The sequence below is a fragment of the Streptomyces griseiscabiei genome (assembly GCF_020010925.1).
In the GTDB taxonomy this organism is placed as follows: domain Bacteria; phylum Actinomycetota; class Actinomycetes; order Streptomycetales; family Streptomycetaceae; genus Streptomyces; species Streptomyces griseiscabiei.
The window spans coordinates 3,159,502-3,176,563 of record NZ_JAGJBZ010000001.1 but is presented as its reverse complement, the minus strand read 5'-3'; the positions used below and the strand labels follow the sequence as shown (position 1 = coordinate 3,176,563).

The window sequence follows — 17,062 nt, the reverse complement described above, 5'->3', positions numbered from 1 at the left end:
TTCGGACTCAGGAAGGGCGAATTTCAGACAGGACTAGACCTCACCCGTTGCACAGGGGGCAGTTGCTTCCCGTGTTTGCAGTGCGAATGCGGGGCGCCCCGAGGTGGGGTGTTACCGGACGGTAGCGGCATAGGGGGCGTGCGCCCCGGTCGCCCACCCGGCCTGAAGTCGACCTTGTGTGCCCCCCTCGCGCCTAGGAATAGTGGGCGCCGCACAGTTGGCATGGACGCGGCGTTTTTTGTCGTCGGCCGCCTCCTTGCCCGTACGACTTCCGGCCGCGCGGGGCCCCCACGCCCCACGCGGCCAACCCCCACAGGAGGACGTGAGTTGAAGCACCGACGCATACCCAGGCGCCGCGCCGTCGTGACGGGCGCGGGCATCGCCGCCCTGGTCGCCGCCGGAGTGACCTTCCAGAGTGCGAACGCCAGCGAGACCGCACCGACCCCCGAGCCGAAAGCGCTCTCCATCACCGCGGCCGGAAAGCTCGCCCTGACCCTCGACGCGGACCTCGGCGCCGACGCGGCGGGAACGTACTACGACGCGAAGAGCAAGCTCCTCGTCGTGAACGTGCTGGACCAGACCGCCGCCGACACCGTCGAGGCGGCCGGCGCCAAGGCCCGCATCGTCGAGCACTCCCTCGCCGAGCTGAAGAGCGCCCGGACGACCCTCAAGGCGGACGCCAGCATCCCCGGCACCGCCTGGGCCACCGACCCGACCACCAACAAGGTCGTCGTCACCGCGGACCGCACCGTCTCCAAGACCGAGCTGGCGAGACTCACCGAGGTCGTGGACGGGCTCGGGGCCAAGGCCGAACTCAAGCGCACCCAGGGCGAGTACAAGCCCTTCGTCGCGGGCGGCGACGCCATCACCGGCGGCAGCGGCCGGTGCTCCCTCGGCTTCAACGTGGTCAAGGGCGGCGAGCCCTTCTTCCTGACGGCCGGTCACTGCACCGAGGGCATCTCCGAATGGTCGGCCGACGGCCAGGTCATCGGCGAGAACGCGGACTCCAGCTTCCCGGGCGACGACTACGGCCTGGTCAAGTACACCGCGGACGTCGACCACCCCAGCGAGGTCAACCTCTACGACGGCTCCGCCCAGGCCATCTCCGGCGCCGCCGAGGCGACCGTCGGCATGAAGGTGACCCGCAGCGGCTCGACCACCCAGGTCCACAGCGGCACGGTCACCGGCCTCGACGCCACCGTGAACTACGGCAACGGCGACATCGTCAACGGCCTCATCCAGACCGACGTTTGCGCCGAGCCCGGCGACAGCGGCGGCTCGCTCTTCTCCGGCGACAAGGCCGTCGGCCTCACCTCCGGCGGCAGCGGCGACTGCACCTCGGGCGGCGAGACCTTCTTCCAGCCCGTCACCGAGGCGCTGTCGGCGACCGGTACGCAGATCGGCTGACCGACCGCCGGCGGATCAGCCGGCCGGCCGATCCGCCGGTTTCCTCTTCAGGGCCGCCATCACCAGGGTGATGGCGGCCCCCGCCACCGCCCAGGCCGAGAGCACCAGCAGCGGGCCGGTGACGTCGTTGCCCTCGAAGTACGCGATCGAGCGCGCCACCCAGACGCCCGCACCCGGTGGCAGTGCCGGGCCGATCGCCGCCCAGAACGGCGGCAGCAGCGGCGCCGGCAGCGCGCCGCCCGCACTCGGGTTGCCCGCGATCACCACCAGCAGGACGGCCACTCCGATACCGGCGATCCCGAAGACGCACTGGAGCGCCAGCGTGGCCGCGCCCACCGCGAAGACGACCAGCGCCCCGAGCCCCCACAGTGCCGCCACGCCGCCGGGCAGGGCGGTCAGGACCGGCCCGGCGAGCACCGCGCCGCCGAGCCCGCCGAGGATCGAGAACAGCGCGAGGACGGACAGCCGGATGATCCCGCGCCGGATGTTGGTGGGCCGCGCCCCCGCGCTCATCGCCAGCGCCGACGCGCACAGATAGCCGCCCACGCACCAGCCCACGACCAGATAGAAGGACGTGAGCCCGTTCGCGTCCCCGAGGTCGGCCGGGGCCACGTCCACCGTCCGCAGGGTGCGGCCCTCGGACTTCTCCAGCGCGGTGACGAGCGTGATCAGCGCGCCCGCGAGGGTGCGGCCCCCGCCGGAGGCGACCAGCAGGGTGTCGGTGGTGCCGGCCGGGTCGATCAGCAGGGCGCCGTCGATCTCCCGGTCCACGATCAGCTCACGCGCCGCCGCCCGGTCGGCCACCGTCCGCGGGTCCAGCGGCTCGCCCGGCAGCCGCTCCAGCCGGGTCACCGCCTGCTCGGCCATCGCCGAGCGCGGCGCGACCACCCCGAACGGCGCGTCCCTGAGCTTCGGGTGGTGCAGCGCCCCCACGTACGAGGCGATGAAGAGCAGCTGCAGGGCGAGCACCCCGACGACGAGCAGGGTGGCCCGGGGAGTGACCCCGTCCTTGAGTTCGTCGAGGAAGGACCGGGGAGCGGGGCCGGGGTCGGAGCCGGGGGCGGCCGTCTGTGTCATGTCCCCACGGTCCGAGCCGGGCGACGTTTGCGCAGGTGGGACGGGGCCGAATGGTTGTCGTACAGAAGTTCGAAAAGTGGTCTATGGTGGAGGCGGGAAGGCTGAGAACTGATGTTCGAGTCGCGTGGTCGGCCGGGTCGAGCGGCCGGCCGGGGCCGAGCGGTGGACCGAGTGCGGGAGGTGCGTGTGCCGGGGTTCACGCATCTGCGCACCGTCTCCGGGTTCTCCCTCCGCCACGGGGCCTCGCATCCGGAGCGGCTGGCCGAGCGCGCCTCCGAACGGGGGATGGACGCCCTCGCGCTCACCGACCGGGACACCCTCGCGGGGGCGGTCCGGTTCGCCAAGGCCTGTGCCGGGGCCGGGATCCGTCCGCTGTTCGGGGTGGACCTGGCGGTGGAGGCGCCCGTCGCCACGTCCGCCCCCGCCTCCGCCGTACGGCAGGCGCGGCGGCGCGCTCCCGTGCGCGGGGGCGCCTTTGTCGATGAGTCGACCCCCCGGGTGACATTCCTCGCGCGCGAGGGGGCGGTCGGCTGGGCCGAGCTGTGCAGAATCGTTTCGGCGGCGCATGCGGGCGACGGTGGCGGCGACGGCCCGGGCGGGGGCAGGACCGGGACTCCGCCGCTGCTGCCCTGGAGGGAGTGCGCCGCCGAAGGGCTGACCGTGCTGCTCGGCCCCGCCTCCGACGTGGGGCGCGCACTGGCCGCCGGCCGCCCCGACCGCGCCGCGAAGCTCCTCGTGCCCTGGCGGGAGCGGTACGGCGACGCCCTGCGGCTGGAGGCGATGTGGCACGGCCGCGAGGGCACCGGCCCCGGCTCGCTGCGGCTGGCCGCCCGGACCGTCGGCTTCGCCGCCGAGCAGCGGGTACGGCCGGTGCTCAGCAACGCCGTCCGGTACGCCGACCCCGGCATGGGCCCGGTCGCCGACGTGCTGGACGCGGCCCGGCGGCTCGTCCCCGTCGACCCCCGGGGCGAGCTGGACTCCGGAGAGGCCTGGCTCAAGGGCGCGGACGTCATGCTGGGCGTCGCCGAGCGGATCGTCGAGGCCGCCGGGTTCCGCCGCGACACCGCGTACCGGCTGCTGGAGCAGACCCGGGCCACGGCCGCCGAGTGCCTGGTCGACCCCGAGGACGACCTCGGCCTCGGCACCGTCCACTTCCCCGAGCCGCGTCTCGTCGGCGCGGGCCGCCGCACCGCCCAGCGGGCGCTGGCCTCCCGGGCGGCGGCGGGCATGATCCGGCACGGCTACGACACCCGGCACGCGTACTGGGAACGGATGCACCGGGAGCTGGACGTGATCGCCCACCACGGCTTCGCCTCCTACTTCCTGACGGTCGCCCAAGTCGTGGACGACGTACGGAAGATGGGCATCCGGGTCGCCGCGCGCGGGTCCGGCGCGGGCTCCCTGGTGAACCACCTGCTGGACATCGCGCACGCCGACCCCGTCGAACACGGGCTGCTGATGGAGCGGTTCCTGTCCGAGCGGCGGGTCGTGCTGCCCGACATCGACATCGATGTGGAGTCCGCGCGCCGTCTGGAGGTCTACCGCGCGATCATCGACCGGTTCGGCACCGAGCGGGTCGCCACCGTCGCGATGCCCGAGACCTACCGCGTCCGCCACGCCGTCCGTGACGTGGGCGCGGCCCTCTCCCTGGACCCCGCCGACATCGACCGGATCGCCAAGTCCTTCCCGCACATCCGGGCACGGGACGCGCGCGCGGCGCTCGAAGAGCTGCCCGAGCTGCGGCAGTTGGCGGGGGAGTTCCAGCGGGAAGGGGCGAAGTACGGTCGGCTGTGGGAGCTGGTCGAGGCGCTGGACGCCCTGCCGCGCGGAGTCGCCATGCACCCGTGCGGGGTGCTCCTCTCCGACGCCTCCCTGCTCCGCCGTACGCCGGTGATGCCGACCAGCGGCGAGGGGCTGCCCATGTCCCAGTTCGACAAGGACGACGTGGAGGACCTCGGGCTGCTCAAGCTCGACGTCCTGGGTGTGCGGATGCAGTCGGCGATGGCGCACGCGGTGGCGGAGGTGGCGCGGGCGACGGGGGAGCGGGTCGACCTGGACGGGCTGGACTTCGAGCGGGGCGAGGGCGACCCGGCGACGTACGAACTCATCCGTTCCACCGAGACGCTGGGCTGCTTCCAGATCGAGTCGCCGGGGCAGCGGGACCTGGTCGGGCGGCTCCAGCCGGCCACTTTCCACGACCTGGTGGTGGACATCTCCCTCTTCCGGCCGGGCCCGGTCGCCGCCGACATGGTGCGGCCGTTCATCGCGGCCCGGCACGGGCGGGCGCCGGTCCGCTATCCGCACGAGGATCTGGCGGAGCCGCTGCGGGAGACGTACGGCGTGGTCGTCTTCCACGAGCAGATCATCGACATCGTGCATCTGATGACCGGGTGCGGCCGGGACGAGGCCGACCGGGTGCGGCGCGGGCTCTCCGACCCCGAGTCGCAGGGCCGGATCCGGGTCTGGTTCGCGCAGCACGCGGCGGCGAAGGGGTACGACGCCGAGACGATCGCCCGGACCTGGGAGATCGTCGAGGCCTTCGGGTCGTACGGCTTCTGCAAGGCGCACGCGGTGGCCTTCGCGGTGCCGACGTACCAGTCGGCGTGGCTGAAGACGCATCATCCGGCGGCGTTCTACGCGGGGCTGCTCACCCACGATCCCGGGATGTACCCGAAGCGGCTGCTGCTGGCGGACGCGCGGCGGCGGGGGGTGCCGATCCTGCCGTTGGACGTGAACCGGTCGGCGGTCGCCCACCGTATCGAACTGGTGTCTGAATCGAAGGGGTTGAGGGGGTCCGGCGAGGCGAAGGTGTGGGGGGTCCGGCTGGCCCTCGCCGACGTCCACGGCATCAGCGAGGCCGAGGCGGCGCGGATCGCGGACGGACAGCCGTACGCCTCGCTGCTGGACTTCTGGGAGCGGGCGCGGCCGAGCCGGCCGCTCGCCCAGAGGCTGGCCCAGGTGGGCGCGTTGGACGCCTTCGGGGCCAACCGGCGTGATCTGCAACTGCATCTGACCGAGCTGCACCGGGGCGCCCGGGGCGCGGGCGGCGGCCAACTCCCGCTGTCCGGGGGCCGGAGGACCGCCTCGGCCGGGCTGCCGGACCTGTCCTCCGCCGAGCGGCTCAGCGCCGAGCTGGGCGTGCTGTCGATGGACGTCTCACGCAATCTGATGGACGACCACCGGGCGTTCCTCGACGAGCTGGGCGTGGTGTCGGCGCGGCGGCTGCGCGAGGCGCGGCACGGGGAGACGGTGCTGGTCGCGGGTGCCAAGGCGGCGACCCAGACCCCGCCGATCCGCTCGGGCAAGCGGGTCGTCTTCACCACCCTCGACGACGGCACCGGCCTGGTCGACCTCGCCTTCTTCGACGACTCCCACGACACCTGCGCCCACACCGTCTTCCACTCCTGGCTGCTGCTGGTGCGCGGGGTGGTGCAACGGCGCGGCCCGCGCAGCCTCAGCGTGGTGGGCGCGGCGGCCTGGAACCTCGCCGAGCTGGTGGAACTGCGGCGCGAGGGCGGCCTCGACGCGGTGGCGCCCCGGCTGGCGGAGCCGACGGCGACCGGCGGTGTTCCGGCGGGCGGGGACACCGACGGCGGGCGGCGCGGCGATCCGGGCCGGCGGATCCGGATGTCCACCGGCTACGCGATGCATCCATGGGCCGATCTGCGGCCCGCGGGCGAGGAGCCCGCACAAGGTCCTTCTCAGATACGGAAGTTGTGGCACCAGAGTCCAGGGAGTGCGGGATGACCATCCTCTGCGTACGTTTCCAGCTGCCGCCGAAGTACGAGGCCGCGCTGCCCGGTCTCCTCGGGCTGGTCGAGGACTTCACCCCGGTCGTCCAGGCGTTGCCGCCGGACGGGGCGCTGGCCGATCTGCGGGGCGCCGAGCGGTACTTCGGCCGGGACTCCGGGGAACTGGCGCGGCTGATCCGGGTGCGTGCCCTCGCGCTGTACGGCGTCGACTGTCTGATCGGCGCCGGGCCCGGACCGCTGACGGCCCGGCTGGCGCTGGGCGCGGCGGCGCCCGGCTCGCCGTGCGCGGTGCCCGCGGACCTCGTCGTCGACTTCCTCGCCGAACTGCCGGTCGGCGCGCTGCCCGGCGTCGGCACCGTGACCGTCCGCACCCTGTGCGAGTACGGCCTCGACACCCTCGGCGCGGTCGCCCGCGCGCCCCTGTCCACACTCCAGCGCCTGGTTGGCGCGCGGACCGGCCGCGAACTGCACGAGAAGGCGAACGGTGTCGACCGGGACCGCGTCGTGCCGAACGCCGCCGCACTCCCCCACTCTCGGCTTCGCTCGAGCGGGGGGACCCCCATCCTCGCCACCGAACACCCCTTCTCCCTCGACGAGTTGAACCCCGACCGGCACCGCCGCGCGCTGCTCGCCGGCGCCGGGGAACTGGGCTCCCGGCTGCGCGCCCTGGAGAAGGTCTGCCGCACCCTGACCCTCACGGTCCGCTACGCCGACCGCTCCTCCACCGTCCGCACCCGCACCCTGAAGGAGCCGACCGCCCACACTCCGGCGCTCACCGCGACGGCCTACGCCCTGTACGACGCCCTCGGCCTCCAGCGCGCCCGCGTCCGCGCGATCGCCCTGCGCGCCGAGGGCCTCACCCCCGCCGACCGGGCCTCCCACCAGCTCGCCTTCGACCCCGTCGACGAGAAGGTCCGCCGTATCGAGGAGGTCGCGGACCGGGCGCGGGCGAGGTTCGGCCCGTATGCGGTGATGCCGGGGACGCTGGCGGCGTAACCGTCCTCGCGCGGTGGTCAGTTGGCCCACGGGGGCACGATCCGGGTGCCGTCGGCCAGCTCCGCCTCCAGGCCCAGGGAGGTGGTGACCCAGGTGACGGCGGTCTCCGCCGCCGGGTTCTCGACGGTGAGGGTGGCCCCCGCGTTGACGATCAGGGTGTCACCGGCGGTGACCCGTTCGGTGCGGCCGTCCAGCGTGACCGTGAGCTCGCCGCTGAGCAGATGCAGGATCTCCTCCCTGGTGACGGTGTGCGCGGGCGCCTTGGTCCCCGGCGGGATCTCGCCCCGCCAGGCGGCCAGTTCCCGGCTGCCGGTGCGCGGGGTGGCGTACGAGACGAAACGGGCGCCGTGGATCTCGTGGGTGACGGCTTCGGACGGACGGACGACAGGCATGCGGGCCTCCTGGGGGTAGGGGTTCATTGGGTTCATGGGGGCTCGGGGTTCTCCTCGATGGTCAAGCTGCTTGACCATCTCTCCATATGGTCAAGCTGCTTGACCAATCCGTCAAGGGTGTTTCAATGCAGGCGTGCAGAACTCCGAAGCCCTGGCCCTGACCGCCGCCCTGCTCGCCGCCGCCGGCGATCTGACGCGCCGTATCGACGAGGGGGTCGCCGCCCGCGGCTTCGAGGCGCGCCCCTCGTACGGCTTCGCGTTCGCCCGGCTCGCCCCGGACGGGGCGACGGTCACCGACCTCGCCGCCCATCTCGGGGTGACCAAGCAGGCGGCCAGTCAGCTCGTCGACGAGCTGGTGCGCAAGGGGTATGTCGAGCGGCTGCCGCACCCCGTCGACGCCCGGGCGCGTCTGGTCGTGCTGACCGGGCGGGGGTGGGCCTGTGCCCGGGCGGCGGAGGAGGTGGCGGCCGGGGTCGTCGCGGAATGGGCCGAATCGCTCGGCGGGGAGGGTGAGGTGCGGGCGTTGCGCGATCGTCTGGCGCGGATCGCGCCGTACGGTCCGATCAGACCCGCCTGGTGATGATTCGGCGTCACGTGTCAGTCTTCCCGACCTTCACTTGAAGTTTTTACTGACGCGTAACTTCCCACTTTTTCTACTCGCCCGTAACTTGGCGAATTAGAACAGCATCCTCGTGATCCGGATCACAGGGCGAACGTCGTCGCACGTCCCTTGAGCCGCAAGGAGATCACCCGATGCTGCCCTGGAAGCGCCTGATCAGACCGCTGGCCGCCCTGTGCCTGGCCGCCGCGGCGACCGTCGTCCCCGCCACCGCCGCCGAGGCCGCCGACACGGCCGCCACGACCTCCCGTGGCTGGAACGACTACTCCTGCAAACCCTCCGCCGCCCACCCCCGCCCCGTCGTCCTCGTCCACGGGACGTTCGCCAACTCCGTCGACAACTGGCTGGGCCTCGCGCCGTACCTCGTGAACCGGGGCTACTGCGTCTACTCCCTCGACTACGGCCAACTCCCCGGCGTGGCCTTCTTCAACGGGCTCGGCCCCATCGAGAAGTCGGCGGAACAGCTCGACGCCTTCGTCGACCGGGTGCTCGCCTCGACCGGCGCCGCCGAGGCCGACCTGGTCGGTCACTCGCAGGGCGGCATGATGCCCCGCTACTACCTCAAGTTCCTCGGCGGAGCCGCGGAGGTGAACGCCCTCGTCGGTATCGCCCCCTCCAACCACGGCACCACCCTGAACGGCCTCACCGGGCTCCTCCGGTACTTCCCCGGCGCCGGCGACCTGCTGTCCAGCGCCACCCCGGCCCTCGCCGACCAGGTGGCCGGCTCCCCCTTCCTGACCAAGCTCAACGCGGGCGGCGACACCGTCCCCGGCGTCACGTACACGGTCCTCGCGACCAAGTACGACGAGGTGGTCACCCCCTACCGGTCCCAGTTCCTCAGCGGACCGAACGTGCGCAACATCGTCATCCAGGACCTCTGCGCGCTCGACCTCTCCGAGCACGCGGCGATCGGACTCCTCGACCGCGTCGCCTTCCATGAGGTCACCAACGCCCTCGACCCGGCCCACGCCACCCCGACGACCTGTCTCTCGGCCGTCGGCTGACACGTGCCGACACGTTCCGCCGGGGCCTGTCCGGCCTGAGCCGCCCGACAGGCCCCGGAAGTCCCCGGTCCCGGTCAGCGGCCGGGCTGCCGGCCGCCGGCCGTCGAACGGCGGCGGGCCGCGGTGAAGAGGAGGGAGGAGCCGGCCGCCAGGACGGCCGCGCCACCGAGGGCCAGATACGCGGTCCCGGCGTCGCCGCCCGTGTCGGCGAGGCCCTCCTTGCCACCGGCGGGCTCCGCGAGCCCGTCCCCCGAGGCCGGTCCGTCGGCCGTCGACTTCGCGGTCGGTGACGGGCCGGCGGCCTCCTTCACCGCCGGCTTCCCCGATGCCTTCGGGGTCGTCGAGGAGTTCGGCGCCGGGTCCGTCGTCGTGCTCGCGTCGTCGTCGCCGTGGCCGCCGTGCTCGACGGTCGACTCGTCGGCGCCGTCCTCGATCTGCTCCTCGGAGGGCGCGGAGGCGCCGCCGGCGCTGCCGCCCGTACCGCCGCCGCCGAAGGAGACGTCCGAGCAGGAGTAGAACGCCTCCGGGCTGTCCGAGCGCTGCCACACCGCGTACAGCACATGCTTGCCGGAGCGCTGCGGGAGGGTGCCGGAGAACGTGTAGAAGCCGCCCGACGCGGCCGGGTCGACGGCCTTCGCCACCGGGTGCGCGAGGTCCAGGTCGTCCCAGGCGAGCGGCCGGGACGGGTCGTGGCCGGGCTTGGTGACGTACACCACGAAGGTGCCCTTGTGCGGGGCCGTCACCCGGTATCCGAAGGTGGCCGACCCGGCGCGCACGCTCGTCGCCGGCCAGTCGGCGCGGGCCAGGTCGAGGCCCTTGAACGCCTCGTTGCCCGCGCTGCACAGCTCGCCGTCCGGGATCAGCTCCCGGTGGCGGCCGGCCGCCTCGCCGATCCGAACGCCGTTCCAGTCGTAGAGCGCCTGGGTGCCGCCGGCCGCGACCGCCGCCGCGCAGGCCGCCGACCGAGGGCTCTCGGGGCCCTCCGCGTAGCACTGCGCCACCCGGCTCACCGGGTCGCCCATCGAACCGTGCGCCGCGGCCGGCCCGGCGGCGAGCGCGGTCAGGGCGAGGGGCACGGCGGTGACCGCCCCGACCGCGCCGACGGCCCGTGCGGTGGCGGACGCGGTGGCCTTGCGGCGGGCAGCGGGCATGGCGGGCACTCCTCGGGACGGGGTCGATCAGCAAGCTAGCCCCAAGAAACCGTGGAATCGCCTGCTGAGGGCGGGTGCGCGCGATCCTTATGGTGGCGTTAAGGATGGGCTAACCGAGGGCTGAGGAACGCCCGTTGAGAAGCCGCCCCCGCAGAACGGGACCGGAGGATCGGCTCTTACCTCGGTACGTGAGACTGGGTGCCGTCCGAGTCCGTCGCAGAGAAGGGAACCCGCGCATGACCGCCGTACGCGGCACGACCGTGGACATCACCACCGAGGACGGCACCGCCGACGCCTACCTCGTCCACCCCGACGACGACGGCGCGCATCCCGCGGTCCTGTTCTACATGGACGCGTTCGGGCTGCGACCGCATCTGCGGGCGATGGCCGACCGGCTGGCCGGTGCCGGGTACACCGTCCTCGTGCCGAACGTCTTCCACCGGTCGGGCCGGACCCCGGTGTTCGACCTGCCCGAGTTCATCGACCCGGCCGCGCGTCCGCAGCTGTGGGACCAGATCCTGCCGGTCATGCTGACGCTGACGCCGGATCTCGCGCGGCGGGACGCGGCGGCGTATCTGCGGTGGCTGGCCGACAGTCCGCGGGCCGCCGCCGGGCCGGTCGGGATCACCGGGTACTGCATGGGCGCCCGGCTGGCCCTGTACACCGCCGGTGCCTTCCCGGAGCGGGTCGCCGCCGTGGCCGGCTTCCACGGCGGGCGCCTGGCCACCGACGACCCGGACAGCCCGCACCTGGAGGCGGCCCGGATCACCGGCGAGGTGTACCTCGGGCACGCCGACGGGGACCCGTCCCTGCCGCCGGAACAGATCGACCTGCTCGACAAGGCGCTCACCGAGGCGGGGGTCCGCCACCGCACCGAGGTCTACACGGGCGCCTCGCACGGCTACACCCAGTCCGACACCGCCGCGTACGACGCCGGGGCGACGCAGCGCCACTGGACCGCGCTGCTGGATCTGCTGGACCGCACCCTGACGCGGCCCGGCGCCTGACGCCGGACGAAGCGGCCGTCCGCCCCGACGCCCGGATCGGGGCGGCGGGGCGGACGGCTGCGGGACTGCGGGTCATTCGGTTTCCTGTGCCACGCGCGCGTGCTCCCGGACCGGGGCGCGAGTGCTCAGCCGTCCGGCCACCAGGTGCGCGCGATGTCCTTTCGCACTTCCCGGCGCTCGACGGGGCGTTCGTCGGCCTCGTCCCGCACCCGGCGGGACGTGGACTTCCTCAGGGGCTTCTGCACGGTCGTACGGCGCATGGCTGCCTCCTTGCGTCTACCGGGTTCCGCGTTTTCACGGAGGTAGACCCGTTCCGGGAGCGTTACTCATCGTTCGTGCTCTGTCAGTGGCGGCTGTCACCATCGGGACTGTCAGTGGCAGGTGTCACTCTGGCGGCATGACCAACATCGACGACGGCGAAACCTCCCGAGCCCTTCGAACACCGAATAAACCGGCGGCAGATGACTCACCGGAGCCCGTCGACTGGGACGCGGAAGCCCCTTCCTTCGACGACGAACCCGATCATGGCCTGCGAGAACCCGCGGTCCGGGCGGCCTGGGCGGCCCGGCTGCGGGACTGGCTGCCGGACCGCGCCCGCGACGTCCTCGACCTGGGCTGCGGCACCGGCAGCCTGTCACTCCTCGCGACCGAGCAGGGGCACCGGGTGACCGGGATCGACACCTCCGCGGCCATGGTCGCCCTCGCCCGCGCCAAACTCGCCGGGCACCCCGCCGTGTTCCTCGTCGGCGACGCGGCGGCCCCGCCCGTGGGGGAGGAGCGGTTCGACGTGATCCTCGTCCGCCATGTGCTGTGGACCCTGCCCGACCCGGGCCGCGTCCTGCGCCGCTGGTGCGGACTGCTGCGGCCCGGGGGGCGGCTCGTGCTGGTCGAGGGGGTGTGGGGCACGGTCGGCCCGGTGGGCATACCCGCCGAGCGGCTGTACGGGCTGCTCGCACCGCTGGTGTCCGACGCGGAGGTGGTGCCGCTGACGGGCGACTCCGCGCTGTGGGGGAGGGAGGTCGAGGACGAGCGGTACGCGGTGGTGGCGCGGCTCTGACCGGCTACGCCAGCAGTGACTCCAGGCCGCCCTCCACGGTGGCGAGCACCTCCAGTTCGTCGAGGGCGGCGACGGCCGCCGCCGCGGCCTCCGGATCTCTCGCCGCGAGCCCGCTCTCCTCGAACTCGTCCTCGTCCAGCCGCAGTACGGTCCTGCCGTCGGCGGAGCGCCACAGGTCCAGGTCGAGGTCCTCGACGACGAGTTCCCCGCCGGAGAGCGTGGCGGGCCTGGTGATGTCGCAGTACCAGCCCTTCAGCGTGCCCCGGGCGTCCCGGACCTCCTTCACGGCGTACCACCGGTCGCGCCAGTAGTACTCGGTGAAGACGTCACCGGGCCCGAACCGTACGAAGCCGAAGTCCCGTACGCCGTCGGTCGCCCAGGCGGCGTGGACCGTGATCCGGGTGCCGTCGTCGCTCAGCAGCCGCGCCGGGTAACGGATCTTCGTACGGCCCGCCTTATGCAGGACGACGTCCAACTCCACCACCGGCTCAGCCGAGTTCCCGGACATACCGCACCTCCGTCGCGCAGATCTCGTATCCGAACCATGTGTTGACCGCGAGCATCGGCTCGTTGCCGGCGTCGTTGCCCGTGAACGCCTCCGTGCGGCCGGCGGCGCGGGCGCGGTGCAGGGAGTCGTTCTTGGCGAGCTTGGCCAGACCCCGGCCCCGGAAGGCGCGGGCGGTGCCCGTCATCCCGGTGAAGTAGCGGTCCCGGTCGTCCGTACGGACCGCGGTGAACGCGGCGGGCGTGCCGTCCACCACGACCACCGTGCTCAGGACGTGGTCCAGCAGGGGGTGCCGGTAGGTCTGCCCGAGCCACAGCTCGTAGTCGTCGAACTCCGCGTCGAGGTCGCCCGGTTCGTCCGCCGAGGCCTCCGCGTCCAGGTCGAACAAGGGGCGCGGATCGTCGGCGAAGTCGGCGGCCGTCCGCAGTTCCACGCCCGGGGGCGGGGTCCGCGGCGGGGGCAGCGCGCCGTGGGCCAGGTCCAGGCGGAGGAAGTGCGCGGTGCGGCCGGCGGTGTAGCCGCGCCGCTCGGCGAACGCGCGGTTCTCCGGGGTGTCGAGCACCCACGCCAGCAGCCGCCTCGCCCCCGCCGTCGTCAGCCGCTCCTCGGCGGCGCGCACCAGCAGACCGCCGGCGCCCCGGTGCGTGTGCTCCGGGTGCACGTACACGTTCAGGCAGCCCTGGCCCGGTACGGGGCTGTCGTCGGCGATGCCCAGCTGCGCGGTGCCGATCACCTCGCCGTCCACCTCGGCGACCAGCTGCCCATGGTGGGCCTCGGGACGCGCGTGGGCGGCGTCGTGGAGCACGGACTCGGCGGTGCCGACCAGGAAGGGCAGGGCCCGGCGCCGTACCTCGGCGAAGGCCTCGGCGTCGGCGCGATCGGCGGCGCGGAGGTCGCGCACGATCAATGTCATGGGTGCGCACGGTACGCGGGGCGCACGGTGGGCTGCCTCCGAATTTCCCTCGGGTACGGGACAATCGCCGCGTGACCTTGAAGATTCGCATCGTGGACGGGAGCGCGCCCTACGAGCAGGTGCGCGCCCAGATCTCGGAACAGGCCCGCTCCGGCGCACTGCCCGTGGGGTACCGGCTGCCGACGGTACGGGGGCTCGCCGAGCAGCTCGGCCTCGCGGCCAACACCGTCGCCAAGGCGTACCGCGCGCTGGAGACGGACGGGGTGATCGAGACCCGGGGGCGCAACGGGACGTTCGTGGCGGCCGCCGGCTCCGCCGCGGAGCGGGAGGCGGCGGCCGCGGCGGGGGCGTACGCGGAGCGGGTGCGCCGTCTCGGGCTGAGCGAGGCGCAGGCGCTGGCGGCGGCCCGGGACGCCCTGCGGGCCGCGTACGCGCAGTAGGCGGTGGGGCGGGCCCGGCTACAGGTACAGGCCCGCGTCCGCGCCGCCCCTCGGCTCCGGCACCGACGTCGGGGACGTGCCGCGGCGCAGGGCGTACAGCTCGGCCAGGGTCGCGCCCTCGCGTCCCACGCCCTCGTCCGTGCCCAGCCAGGCGACCGCCTCGGCGCGGGTCAGGGCGCCCACCTCGATCCGGGCGAGGCAGCGGCCGGGGCGGACCACGGCGGGGTGCAGCCGCTCCAGGTCCTCGTTGGTGGTGACGCCCACCAGGACGTTGCGGCCCTGGCCGAGCAGCCCGTCCGTGAGGTTCAGCAGCCGGGAGAGCGCCTGGCCCGCCGTGTGCTTGGCCTCGCCGCGGATCAGTTCGTCGCAGTCCTCCAGCAGGAGCAGCCGCCAGCGGCCCTTGCCCGTGGAGTCGTCCTCACCGATGGCGATGTCCATGAGATAGCCGACGTCGGAGAAGAGCCGCTCGGGGTCCAGGACGCAGTCGACCTGGCACCAGTCCCGCCAGGAACGCGCCAGTGTGCGCAGCGCGGACGTCTTGCCCGTGCCGGGCGGGCCGTGCAGCAGCAGGAGGCGGCCCGCGATGTCCTCCGGGGTCGTCTTCATCAGCCGGTCCATGGCGTCCGCCACCGGCGCCGTGTAGTTCGGCCGGACCTCCTCCCAGGTGCCCGCCGAGATCTGCCGGGTCGTGCGGTGCGGGCCCCGGCGCGGCGAGACGTACCAGAAGCCCATGGTCACGTTCTCCGGCTGCGGCTCGGGCTCGTCGGCCGCGCCGTCGGTGGCCTGGCCGAGCACCTTCTCCGCCAGCTCGGCGCTGGTCGCGGTGACCGTGACGTCGGCGCCGCGGTTCCAGCGGGAGATCAGCACGGTCCAGCCGTCGCCCTCGGCGAGGGTCGCGCTGCGGTCGTCGTCGCGCGCGGAGCGCAGCACCCGGGCGCCCGGCGGGAGCAGGGTGGCCCCGGACCGTACCCGGTCGATGTTGGCCGCGTGCGCGTGCGGCTGCTCGCCCGTCGCGAAACGGCCGAGGAACAGCGCGTCGACGACATCGGACGGTGAGTCGCTGTCGTCGACGTTGAGCCGGATCGGCAGTGCGTCGTGTGGGTTGGCAGACATGCCGCCATGATCCGTCACCGAAGGCTCCCCGTGCATCCGCTTTCCGTAGTGCGCCGGTTGTGTCCCCCTTGGGCTGTTCCGTCGTGCGCCGGGCGGTTCGGCCGGGGACCGCGCGCCCCGGCCGCACGGTGGCTCCGATTGCCCGGGAGTTCACCGGCGGAACCTCCCCCACCACCCGTCCGCGCGGTTACTGTTGCCCATGATGGGACGTCATGGGTGGAATTCGGGGGACCGGCGGTGGCGGCTCACCGCGCTCGCGGGCGTGGGGGCGGCCGTTCTGGCCATCGTCGTGACCCTGCTCAGCACCCTGCCCGGGAGCGGCGGCAGCACCGCCGGCACCTCGCCCGACGGCGACAAGGTGCACGGCACGCCCGCCACCCCCGCCGGGGACACCGGACCCGACGTGGGCTGGGGCTTCACCCACACCCAGTACAGCGCGGACGAGGGCAGCGACTTGGCCGTCGAGCGCGTCGAGAAGCGGCTCGGTGAGCGGCCCCTGCCGCAGCTCCAGCACATCATGGGCTGGGGCGCGGGCAACCCCGAGCCGGTGAAGGGGCGTTACGACTTCGAGGAGATGGACCGGCGCATCGACTTCGTCCGTGCCACCGGCGGCACGCCCGTGGTCACCCTGTGCTGCGCGCCCGACTGGATGAAGGGCGGCAGAGCGGGCGCGGACCGGACCGACTGGAGCCAGTCCGCCCTGGAGACCGCGCCCGAGCCCGAACACTTCGCGGACTACGCCGCCCTCGCCGCGACCGTCGCCAAGCGGTACCCGGACGTACGGCACTTCATCGTCTGGAACGAGTTCAAGGGCTTCTGGAACAACGCGGAGGCCCGCTGGGACTACGAGGGGTACACCGAGCTGTACAACCTCGTCTACAAGGCCCTGAAGAAGGTCGACGAGGACATCATGGTCGGCGGGCCCTACCTGGTGATGGACAGCCTCGACCCACGGCAGAAGCAGGACGCGTCCACGTCGCTGAAGGGCGACTGGGGCGCCATCGACCAGCGGGTGCTGGACGCCTTCGACTACTGGGACGAGAACAAGGCCGGCGCGGACTTCGTGGTGGTCGACGGGTCCAGTTACAGCAAGGACGACGAGCTGATCCCCGACGAGTTCGCGGCCACCGACAAGTTCACGGCCGTCAGCCAATGGGTGCGGGAGCGGACCGGTGATCTGCCGCTGTGGTGGGCCGAGTACTACGTCGAGCCGGCCGACGGCGACGACAACCGGCACGGCTGGTCCGAGAACCGGCGGGTCGCCGTCCAGGCCTCCGGGCTGATGGCCATGGCCAAGGGGGGCGCCACCTCCGGGTTCTACTGGAACCCGGAGGAGAAGAGCGGGGAGTGCCCCGGGTGCCTGTGGACCCCGACCGACAAGCGGGACGGCGGACGGGAGCTGCCCATGTACGGGCTGCTGTCCCGGTTCGGCGAGGAGTTCCCGCCGGGGACGTCGTACGAAACCGTGTCCGTCGCCGCCGACGACAGGCCGAACGTGCGCGTGCTGGCCGACGACGAGGCCGTGCTCGTCGTCAACACCCTCGACCGGAAGATCAGCGCCGACATCGACGGCCGGAAGTTCGACATGGCCGCGTACGAGGTGAAGTGGCTGAAGCGGTGACCCTCACC

16 protein-coding genes are annotated in these 17,062 nt (G+C 73.2%); 9 read left to right on the top strand and 7 right to left on the bottom strand.

The features are described from left to right. Nucleotides 1-327: 327 nt before the first annotated feature. Nucleotides 328-1,407, top strand: coding sequence for a S1 family peptidase (locus J8M51_RS13805; protein ID WP_216589050.1), 1,080 nt, complete (start codon nucleotides 328-330; stop codon nucleotides 1,405-1,407). A gap of 15 nt (nucleotides 1,408-1,422) precedes the next feature. Here the strand turns inward: J8M51_RS13805 and J8M51_RS13800 are convergent, their stop codons facing one another. Beyond that, a complete protein-coding gene (locus tag J8M51_RS13800) occupies nucleotides 1,423-2,484 on the bottom strand; it encodes an ABC transporter permease (RefSeq protein WP_086763159.1) in 1,062 nt (353 codons plus the stop codon). 186 nt (nucleotides 2,485-2,670) lie between these two features. Between J8M51_RS13800 and J8M51_RS13795 the strand changes: the two genes are divergently transcribed. Then, nucleotides 2,671-6,231 carry a DNA polymerase III subunit alpha gene (locus J8M51_RS13795; RefSeq protein ID WP_267299194.1) on the top strand — a complete coding sequence of 1,187 codons (3,561 nt, stop codon included), beginning with the start codon at nucleotides 2,671-2,673 and terminating at the stop codon, nucleotides 6,229-6,231. Then, nucleotides 6,228-7,232 (top strand): DNA polymerase Y family protein, encoded by a 1,005-nt coding sequence (locus J8M51_RS13790; protein ID WP_086751677.1) that lies wholly within the window; start codon nucleotides 6,228-6,230, stop codon nucleotides 7,230-7,232. Before J8M51_RS13795 ends, J8M51_RS13790 begins: the two co-directional genes overlap by 4 nt. A gap of 17 nt (nucleotides 7,233-7,249) precedes the next feature. Here J8M51_RS13790 and J8M51_RS13785 read toward each other — a convergent pair whose 3' ends face one another. Continuing rightward, the gene (locus tag J8M51_RS13785; RefSeq protein ID WP_086751681.1) at nucleotides 7,250-7,624 is read right to left on the bottom strand and encodes a cupin domain-containing protein; all 375 of its coding nucleotides are present in this window, start codon (nucleotides 7,622-7,624) and stop codon (nucleotides 7,250-7,252) included. A gap of 133 nt (nucleotides 7,625-7,757) precedes the next feature. Between J8M51_RS13785 and J8M51_RS13780 the strand changes: the two genes are divergently transcribed. Both J8M51_RS13780 and J8M51_RS13775 read left to right on the top strand, forming a co-directional pair. Next, the gene (locus J8M51_RS13780; RefSeq protein WP_086751675.1) at nucleotides 7,758-8,204 is read left to right on the top strand and encodes a MarR family winged helix-turn-helix transcriptional regulator; all 447 of its coding nucleotides are present in this window, start codon (nucleotides 7,758-7,760) and stop codon (nucleotides 8,202-8,204) included. A gap of 173 nt (nucleotides 8,205-8,377) precedes the next feature. Continuing rightward, nucleotides 8,378-9,247 carry an esterase/lipase family protein gene (locus J8M51_RS13775; RefSeq protein ID WP_086751673.1) on the top strand — a complete coding sequence of 290 codons (870 nt, stop codon included), beginning with the start codon at nucleotides 8,378-8,380 and terminating at the stop codon, nucleotides 9,245-9,247. Between the two features lie 74 nt (nucleotides 9,248-9,321). Here J8M51_RS13775 and J8M51_RS13770 read toward each other — a convergent pair whose 3' ends face one another. Further along, on the bottom strand, nucleotides 9,322-10,398 hold the full coding sequence (locus J8M51_RS13770; RefSeq protein ID WP_086751671.1) for a lytic polysaccharide monooxygenase auxiliary activity family 9 protein: 1,077 nt from the start codon (nucleotides 10,396-10,398) through the stop codon (nucleotides 9,322-9,324). A 236-nt stretch (nucleotides 10,399-10,634) separates the two neighbouring features. Here J8M51_RS13770 and J8M51_RS13765 point away from each other — a divergent pair, with 236 nt between their 5' ends. Then, nucleotides 10,635-11,405, top strand: a complete 771-nt coding sequence (locus J8M51_RS13765; protein WP_086751669.1) for a dienelactone hydrolase family protein — start codon at nucleotides 10,635-10,637, stop codon at nucleotides 11,403-11,405. A 125-nt stretch (nucleotides 11,406-11,530) separates the two neighbouring features. On the opposite strand, the gene J8M51_RS13760 is transcribed toward J8M51_RS13765, so the two are convergent. Beyond that, on the bottom strand, nucleotides 11,531-11,665 hold the full coding sequence (locus J8M51_RS13760; protein WP_086751667.1) for a hypothetical protein: 135 nt from the start codon (nucleotides 11,663-11,665) through the stop codon (nucleotides 11,531-11,533). Between the two features lie 137 nt (nucleotides 11,666-11,802). Between J8M51_RS13760 and J8M51_RS13755 the strand changes: the two genes are divergently transcribed. After that, complete coding sequence (locus J8M51_RS13755) at nucleotides 11,803-12,462, top strand: class I SAM-dependent methyltransferase (protein WP_086751665.1); 660 nt, start codon at nucleotides 11,803-11,805, stop codon at nucleotides 12,460-12,462. Nucleotides 12,463-12,466: 4 nt separating this feature from the next. On the opposite strand, the gene J8M51_RS13750 is transcribed toward J8M51_RS13755, so the two are convergent. Beyond that, nucleotides 12,467-12,970: a DUF402 domain-containing protein gene (locus J8M51_RS13750; RefSeq protein WP_086751663.1), complete on the bottom strand. Its 504-nt coding sequence runs from the start codon at nucleotides 12,968-12,970 to the stop codon at nucleotides 12,467-12,469. Then, nucleotides 12,951-13,880 (bottom strand): GNAT family N-acetyltransferase, encoded by a 930-nt coding sequence (locus tag J8M51_RS13745; RefSeq protein ID WP_179202852.1) that lies wholly within the window; start codon nucleotides 13,878-13,880, stop codon nucleotides 12,951-12,953. The genes J8M51_RS13750 and J8M51_RS13745 overlap by 20 nt, the downstream gene beginning before the upstream one ends. A gap of 71 nt (nucleotides 13,881-13,951) precedes the next feature. Here J8M51_RS13745 and J8M51_RS13740 point away from each other — a divergent pair, with 71 nt between their 5' ends. Further along, nucleotides 13,952-14,320 carry a GntR family transcriptional regulator gene (locus J8M51_RS13740; RefSeq protein ID WP_179202851.1) on the top strand — a complete coding sequence of 123 codons (369 nt, stop codon included), beginning with the start codon at nucleotides 13,952-13,954 and terminating at the stop codon, nucleotides 14,318-14,320. Nucleotides 14,321-14,338: 18 nt separating this feature from the next. Here J8M51_RS13740 and J8M51_RS13735 read toward each other — a convergent pair whose 3' ends face one another. Then, nucleotides 14,339-15,433: a DUF5925 domain-containing protein gene (locus tag J8M51_RS13735; RefSeq protein ID WP_086751656.1), complete on the bottom strand. Its 1,095-nt coding sequence runs from the start codon at nucleotides 15,431-15,433 to the stop codon at nucleotides 14,339-14,341. A 202-nt stretch (nucleotides 15,434-15,635) separates the two neighbouring features. Here J8M51_RS13735 and J8M51_RS13730 point away from each other — a divergent pair, with 202 nt between their 5' ends. After that, nucleotides 15,636-17,054, top strand: a complete 1,419-nt coding sequence (locus J8M51_RS13730; protein ID WP_086751679.1) for a GH39 family glycosyl hydrolase — start codon at nucleotides 15,636-15,638, stop codon at nucleotides 17,052-17,054. Nucleotides 17,055-17,062 lie beyond the last annotated feature (8 nt).